Annotated in this window: 3 protein-coding genes and 1 pseudogene; 3 read left to right on the forward strand and 1 reads right to left on the reverse strand. The window is 50.7% G+C overall.

Features of this window, described 5'->3' with window-relative positions; all coding sequences use genetic code 11:
• The first annotated feature begins 379 nt into the window (after nt 1-379).
• A pseudogene (locus HMPREF3178_RS30780) lies at nt 380-1,121 on the forward strand (tyrosine-type recombinase/integrase).
• A gap of 820 nt (nt 1,122-1,941) precedes the next feature.
• On the opposite strand, the gene HMPREF3178_RS05340 reads toward HMPREF3178_RS30780, so the two are convergent.
• Nucleotides 1,942-2,952 (reverse strand): RepB family plasmid replication initiator protein, encoded by a 1,011-nt coding sequence (locus HMPREF3178_RS05340; protein ID WP_004117796.1) that lies wholly within the window; start codon nt 2,950-2,952, stop codon nt 1,942-1,944.
• Between the two features lie 740 nt (nt 2,953-3,692).
• On the opposite strand from HMPREF3178_RS05340, the gene sopA reads away from it, so the two are divergent.
• Entirely contained in the window at nt 3,693-4,859 is a 1,167-nt protein-coding gene (gene sopA / locus HMPREF3178_RS05345; protein WP_004117793.1) for a plasmid-partitioning protein SopA, read from the forward strand.
• Nucleotides 4,859-5,830: a ParB/RepB/Spo0J family plasmid partition protein gene (locus HMPREF3178_RS05350; protein WP_004117790.1), complete on the forward strand. Its 972-nt coding sequence runs from the start codon at nt 4,859-4,861 to the stop codon at nt 5,828-5,830. The genes sopA and HMPREF3178_RS05350 overlap by 1 nt, the downstream gene beginning before the upstream one ends.
• Nucleotides 5,831-5,951 lie beyond the last annotated feature (121 nt).

The following is a 5,951-nucleotide window of genomic DNA, read 5'->3' on the forward strand; positions in this document are numbered from 1 at the left end:
CGCAGCCAGTCGTCACTGCCGTACTGGCTGCCCTTACACAACCACAGACGGAACATGTTAAAGATCATTCCTGCCGATCGCATCTGGAAGGTAGCCGTTTCTCGTCTTCATTAATGCCAGTGTCAACATAGCTGTTTGTCCTGGCATTACCCCATTTCTCCCAAAAACTGTAAAACGCGCCTCAGTCCGCGTTGTGACTGGCTTGAGCGTGGATCTACGCTGAAAAAGGATCCTTTACGTATTTGATTTTACCCGCAATAATGTGGGATAAGACAACAAAAGGATCCGCGCGCTGCGATTTATTGTCATGGCAGGATCAGCCGCTTCAGGCCAGAATAGCTGTATCCAAACCCGTTGTGCGCTACGTGAAAAATAACTCATGAACAGCATCATTCCCCTGCAGAATTCACCAGATCGCGTCTCCCTGCTGCCGATCCGCCCCGGGCGTTGATTTTGCGACCGCGGTGGCACTCCGGCGGATGGCCACCTCAACAGGTGCCACGCCGGCTTACCTCCTGGCGCCGGAAGTGAGCGCCCTCCTCTGGTATATGCCGGACCAGCGTCACCACATGTTGTTCGCCACCATGTGGAATACCGGGAGCCGTATCGGTGAAGCCCGGACGCTCACCCCGGAATCCTTCGACCTGGATGGTCTGCGCCCTTTTGTTAGGGTGCTTTCGGAGAAAGTGCGGGCGCGCTGCGGGCGGCCGCCAAAAGATGAAGTGCGCCTGGTGCCGCTGACGGATGGCAGTTTTGTGCGTCAGATGGAAAGCTGGATGGTCACCACCCGCCCCCGCCGGCGGGAGCCGTTATGGCCGGTCACGGATGAGACAATGCGCAACTGGCTGAAACAGGCGGTGTAGCGGGCTGAAGCTGACGGCGTGCATTTTTCGATCGCCGTGACGCCGCATACCTTCCGGCACAGCTATATCATGCACATGCTTTATCACCGGTAGCCCAGGAAGGTCATCCAGGCGCTGGCCGGGCATAAGGATCCGAGCTCGATGGAAGTCTATACCCGGGTATTTGCGCTGGACATGGCTGCCACCCTGGCCGTTCCCTTTACCGGTGACGGTCGAGATGCCGCGGAGATCTTTCGCTCCCTGCCACCGGCCGGCTGAGATTGTCGGGCAGGCGGCCGGGGCTTTGCCACTTAGTGAAGGAGATAAAGACAAACGCATTCCAGACGAGGCAGAGTCAGTCAGTCGCTTCTGAGTCTCTCACCGTGCCGGCCGCAGAAGCGTTACGCTTATTCAGTATGACCCGGGCATCATTCCGTCCGGGTCTGGAGAGAAATATTCATACCGCATCCGTGTCCCCTCACCTTCTCATTGCACCATGACATCATTCGTATTAAGGAGCCCCGGTCCTCTGGTGACCAGCTGACATCTTCATACCGCAGACAATAAAACTTACTGCGATCCGGATATCAGCAGGTTACAGGGGATATACCTGAGGGCCTTTCCTACCGGGTAAGCCAGGTCGTTATTCAGTATATCGTCGGTGACTGCGTCCCGGGCCATTTCTGACAGCCATCAGGTTTCCTCTTCATGATTGCAGATATCAGTGCGAAGCTGGCTGAGGGTACGACAGGATTAACGAACTTCGGAGGACTGGTTTTAGCAGCTCTTGCATGGCAATGCCGGAATCAACGCTCTGCTGAGTGGTTTCATTCAGTGCGCACCGGGGATTTACTGAAATATTGACTGTGGGATGCAGTCACGTGGAGAGCTCTCAATTGGTCGGGTAACACCCTCGTCAAACTTGCATGCTGCAGTCAATATCAGCATATTCTGGCCATAAATGACATACTGCAGTCAATATTGTCCGATCTTTACTTGCAGGAAGGAGAGCGAATATTGACTGTAGTATGCGTGATTCACCTCACAGTCAATAACTAATTGCGTATGCATACGGCAGTCATGGTAATGCATATCGCAGTCAATTTTCCGGCTTCATCGCCGATAGCGCTTCAGCAAGTTTCAGCGGATCGATGCCTGCAGCCTTCAGTGCCTTGATGACTTCGTCATAATTCTGCTCCGGCGCCTTCTCTTCTTCCTCCTTGCGCGGCACCTTCACCGTCCCGCTGATGAGTTTGGGATTGCGATAATGAACGCTAAAGTAAGTCGCCCGGCCACGTTTAAACTCGGTGTAATCCAGATAGCCGATATCCCGAAGTTGCTCCATAGCCTTTCGGACCGTGTGGTTCTGCGTATAGACATTTGAGGTAAGATTCAGCCGGTCCCGCATACGTTTCATGGAGATAGGTGCGGGATTCTGGGGAAGGCTCTCGATGTAGGTATACAGCGCCTGGGCAGATTCCTTCCGCTGCAGGGCGTCAATGGCTTTCAGCCGAAGCAGGACCCGCCTATCCATATGGTAAAGCTCAAAGAGCTTGGGTTCAGCCTTGATCTCCACGATATCCTCGTTGATGTCATAATAGGCTGACTGCACCAGATGGGTGGTCCATCCTTTGGTCTCGCTCTGGAACTTCAGGGTAACCGAGGCGAGTTTAAACAGGGAATTGCTGATGCGATCCCGCATTTTCTTGTTTGAGCGCCGTGAGTCAAATCCACACATCTTAACGAATTCAACGAACGACAGTTCCAGGGTGTCACTTTTTACCCCATACTCAGACATCGAGCGAATGATCCCGAGCCAGACTTTAAAATCCGTGTCCATATCAAGACGCGAACCGGTGATCTTAACGTCGGTGTACCCTTCGCTTTTGGCGATGGACAGCTGTACGAGCTCCTCAGTGGCATCTGTGACGTTTTTACGGTTTGCCTTACTCCTGGAGGTTGATTTCAGGGTTGGAACGAAGAGACCGAGCCTCATGAGCGCTACCGGCTGCACAGTACTGGTACTGTTGACATCCAGCTTAACAACTTCGCCGGTTGTCTTGTCCACTTCCTGAAGATTGAGAGGTAAGCTGTTATTTTCGCTCGTCATCTTGATCCTCAACGGTTATCCACAAAAGAATGTCGTTATACGTATCGCAGTCAACGGATATACATACCTCAGTAAATACCGTTGCATATCACAGTATTAGATTTCGCATACAGCAGTCAACTTTTTACATTCCACAGTCGATCCAGTATGACGTTCAGGCCAGTTACAGCGCCTGCTGCAGCGATCCGGGGATCTCTTTAGGATCTCAATATGATCTCTTTGGGATCAATTACTGGATCGAAGCAACGAATAACGTTAATCCCCAGCCAGATCTACCCCACTACATTCAGGGTTCTGCAAGGGTAATCTAAATGCCGCATGAGTAACTCTCCCTGATTTAACATTAAATATTGACTGCGATATGTAGAATCTTCTTTTGTTGTTGACCAGCCCTCGGCTTTTAGTTTCATACCATAGTCAATTTTTCACATATCACAGTCAACTTCATGAAGATTGACTAATCCGGAGAAGTATCCGGCATCGTAGCGTTCGTGCTTTGTGCAGTCTCTGTGCTTTTCCACTTCCTCGCCGCGTTCTCACTGAGTGAGATCGCTTACTGCGGCGAGCGGCAGTGAGAAATATTGACTGCGGTATGTGATTGAGCCTCTCTTCCCCGGTTTACAGCTTTCATTACAGCCAGCTTTGCAATTTTCAGATGACTTTGCGATTTTATTGTTGCTTTGCAAATAATTCCAAGATTTAATAAAATGATGCAAAGCGATGATTAAAGGATGCTCAGAATGGGACTGATGGATACACTTAACCAGTGCATTACTGCTGGACATGAGATGACGAAGGCTATCGCCATTGCGCAGTTTAATGACGACAGTCCGGAAGCAAGGAAGATCACCCGCCGCTGGAGAATTGGTGAAGCGGCGGATCTGGTTGGCGTTTCTTCTCAGGCAATCAGGGATGCAGAGAAAGCCGGCCGGTTACCTCACCCTGATATGGAAACCCGTGGTAGAGTTGAACAACGTGTTGGTTATACCATCGAACAAATCAATCATATGCGGGATGTGTTCGGTACCCGACTGCGGCGTGCAGAAGATGCTTTCCCTCCGGTGATCGGGGTTGCCGCTCATAAAGGGGGGGTTTACAAAACCTCCGTTTCTGTTCACCTGGCTCAGGACCTAGCCCTGAAAGGACTCCGTGTTCTTCTCGTTGAAGGCAATGACCCGCAGGGAACGGCTTCTATGTATCACGGATGGGTGCCCGATCTTCATATTCATGCTGAGGACACTCTCCTGCCCTTTTATCTTGGGGAAAAGGATGATGCCAGCTACGCTATAAAGCCCACCTGCTGGCCTGGCCTTGATATCATCCCGTCCTGTCTGGCACTGCACCGCATTGAAACTGAGCTGATGGGGAAATTTGACGAAGGCAAATTACCTGCTGACCCGCACCTGATGCTCCGTCTAGCCATTGAAACGGTCGCTCATGATTATGACGTGATTGTTATCGACAGTGCACCCAACCTTGGTATCGGTACGATAAATGTTGTATGCGCTGCTGATGTATTGATTGTCCCTACTCCGGCAGAGCTGTTCGACTACACCTCCGCACTGCAGTTTTTCGATATGCTTCGTGACCTGCTTAAGAACGTGGATCTTAAAGGCTTCGAGCCAGATGTCCGTATTCTGCTTACCAAATACAGTAATAATAACGGCTCGCAGTCCCCGTGGATGGAAGAACAAATTCGGGATGCCTGGGGAAGCATGGTCCTTAAAAATGTTGTGCGCGAAACGGATGAAGTCGGTAAAGGTCAGATCCGTATGAGAACCGTTTTTGAACAGGCTATTGATCAACGTTCTTCAACAGGTGCCTGGCGTAATGCCCTCTCTATCTGGGAGCCTGTTTGCAATGAGATTTTTGATCGTCTGATTAAACCACGCTGGGAGATTAGATAATGAAGCGTGCCCCTGTCATTCCAAGACATACCACACATACTCAATCGACTGAAGATACCTCATCACCGGCGCCGGCTGCACCGATGGTGGATTCATTAATTGCGCGCGTGGGTGCTATGGCCCGCGGTAATGCCATCTCTCTTCCGGTATGTGGACGGGAAGTAAAATTTACCCTTGAAGTGCTCCGGGGAGACTCTGTTGAGAGCGCTTCACGCGTATGGTCAGGCAATGAGCGCGATCAGGAACTACTTACCGAGGATGCTCTGGATGATCTCATTCCTTCATTTTTACTGACTGGTCAGCAGACTCCAGCTTTCGGCCGCCGGGTTTCCGATGTCATTGAAATTGCAGACGGCAGCCGTCGCCGTAAAGCCGCAATCCTGACGGAAAGTGATTATCGCATTCTGGTTGGTGAACTGGACGATGAGCAGATGGCAGCATTGTCCCGACTGGGTAACGATTATCGGCCGACGAGTGCTTATGAACGTGGTCTGCGTTATACAAGCCGGCTGCAGAATGAGTTTGCTGGAAATATTTCTGCACTTGCCGATGCGGAAAACATCTCTCGTAAGATCATTACCCGCTGTATCAATACGGCCAAACTGCCTAAATCCGTTGTTGCCCTGTTTGCACATCCTGGAGAACTGTCTGCCCGGTCAGGTGAAGCCCTTCAGAAGGCTTTTGCAGATAAAGAAGAATTACTGAAGCAGCAGGCTGAGACTCTCCACGATCAGAAGAAAGCGGGACTAATCTTCGAAGCTGAAGAGGTCATTAGTCTTTTAACATCCGTACTGAAACAATCTTCCGCATCAAGAGTTAATCTGAGCTCACGTCATCAGTTTGCTCCAGGGGCAACAGCATTGTACAAGGGCGATAAAATGGTGCTTAACTTGGATAGGTCCCGCATTCCTGCAGAGTGTATAGAGAAAATAGAAGCCATTCTTAAGGAGCTTGAGAAACTAGGAGTCTGATGCGGACACGCTTTAGTCTACGGTTATCTCCCTTTACTTCATTTCCTTTCTCACAGGCCAGAAAAAATAACTGGCCTGAATACTCTCTCTGGGACCACGGTCCCACCTGCATCGTCGTTTA

This window comes from Klebsiella sp. HMSC09D12 (assembly GCF_001808475.1).
In the GTDB taxonomy this organism is placed as follows: Bacteria; Pseudomonadota; Gammaproteobacteria; order Enterobacterales; family Enterobacteriaceae; genus Klebsiella; species Klebsiella oxytoca.

Excerpts from the sequence above, each read along its gene's own strand:
- HMPREF3178_RS05340 (WP_004117796.1), bottom strand. The coding sequence starts at position 2,952 with ATGACGAGCGAAAATAACAGCTTACCTCTCAATCTTCAGGAAGTGGAC.
- HMPREF3178_RS05350 (WP_004117790.1), top strand. The coding sequence starts at position 4,859 with ATGAAGCGTGCCCCTGTCATTCCAAGACATACCACACATACTCAATCG.
- sopA (WP_004117793.1), top strand. The coding sequence starts at position 3,693 with ATGGGACTGATGGATACACTTAACCAGTGCATTACTGCTGGACATGAG.